Annotated in this window: 1 protein-coding gene; it reads left to right on the plus strand. The window is 55.1% G+C overall.

Annotated features, from left to right (window positions below):
• The first annotated feature begins 88 nt into the window (after window positions 1–88).
• The gene (locus J2D75_RS14215; protein ID WP_207855443.1) at window positions 89–1,120 is read left to right on the plus strand and encodes an IS110 family RNA-guided transposase; all 1,032 of its coding nucleotides are present in this window, start codon (window positions 89–91) and stop codon (window positions 1,118–1,120) included.
• Window positions 1,121–1,571 lie beyond the last annotated feature (451 nt).

Consider the following 1,571-nt stretch of genomic DNA (forward strand, 5'->3'; position numbering starts at 1 on the left):
GCTGTCCACAAGATGGGGTGGACGGCCTCCTTGTGGCATCAATGTGCCATGATGGAGGTTGATGCACCATCAGGAGGAGACCATCCGCATGAAAGCTAGCATAATTGGCCTGGATATTGCCAAATCCGTTTTTCAGGCTCATGGCGCTGACGCAAGTGGAAAGTGCGTTTTCAAACGCAAGCTTGGGCGGAGTGAAGTGTCTGCATTTTTTGCAGAGCTTGAACGCTGCGAAGTTGTCCTGGAAGCCTGCGGGTCTGCTCATTACTGGGCTCGGGTGATCAGCAGCGCGGGTCATGATGTCAAACTCGTCTCCCCCGATCGGGTCCGACCTTTTGCGAAAAAAGGCAAAAAGAATGACGCCGTTGATGCGGCGGCGATCTGTGTGGCGGCAACTCACCCTGATACAATGTTTGTTCCGATCAAGACCGAAGAACAGCAGGGCGTGTTGTCTCTGCATTCGACCCGTGCTCTTCTGGTCAAACAGCAGACCATGCTGAGTAACGCACTCCGTTCGCTTGCCTCCGAATTCGGGCTGATTGTCCCTCTGGGCACCAGTCGGCTCCCGGAGCTAATGGCTAAGGTTGAGACGTCAGCCGACTTACCGGCTGCCATGAAGCAGAGTGCCATATCGTTATTTGAACACTACCAGAAAGTCGCTGAGAGTATCGATGCGTTGGAAGCACAGATCAGGGCTCATGCAAAAAACAATGAAGATGCCCGCCGTCTGATGACAATTCCAGGCGTTGGTCCCGTGACCGCATCGCTGGTTGTGGCGTCTGTCGCAGATATCGGTTCGTTTGCCTCAGCACGACATTTTGCCGCGTGGCTTGGGCTTGTACCCCGTCAGTATTCCACCGGGGGGAAAACCCAGCTGGGCAGGATTACCAAGACGGGCAACCGCCAGATCAGAATGCTTCTGGTTCTTGGAGCGACATCCATGCTCAACCGTGCTCACCAGTGGAATAGTGCGGCGGGGCAGTGGATGTGCCAACTCATCGAACGTCGCCCCAGACGCCTGGCAACAGTAGCGCTTGCCAATAAAATGGCCCGTATCATCTGGGCATTATTAGCACGCAAAGAGATCTATCGTCCGGCTGGTTGCAGTGTCACCGCTGCCTGACCCGCATCAGCAGGACGATGGAGACCGGGGTCCGCCCCGGTAGATCCGGCAGTATGTACTAACCAACGTGATGGGAAGACTGTGATCGGAAACAGTTTCAGGTAATACCGTCTGTGGATTTGTGCCTTTGAGCACGCCTACAAGTTTGGTACCTGACACGCGAGCGTACACCCATAATGGCCAGCGAAAGCTTTCGCACGAACAGGCCGGACATAAGTACGCATCTGACCGGATCTTCATATCAAATCGGTAGTCGTCATCCAGCCGGTGAAACAAACAATAAACTTTGGAAATCGCACAGGGAGACTCGTGTGAAACATTGTGTTTGAACGGCCGTCCACATAAATCCACAGGAGGGACCCAAAGGGCTGCGCGACGCGACCGCCAAGAGTCAGGCGGCGCGCAGCCCTTTGGGAGGTGCCTGTGGAGTTGTGGGCAGCTCGTCGGGAGG

The organism is Acetobacter suratthaniensis (genome assembly GCF_017377745.1).
Lineage (GTDB): Bacteria > Pseudomonadota > Alphaproteobacteria > Acetobacterales > Acetobacteraceae > Acetobacter > Acetobacter suratthaniensis.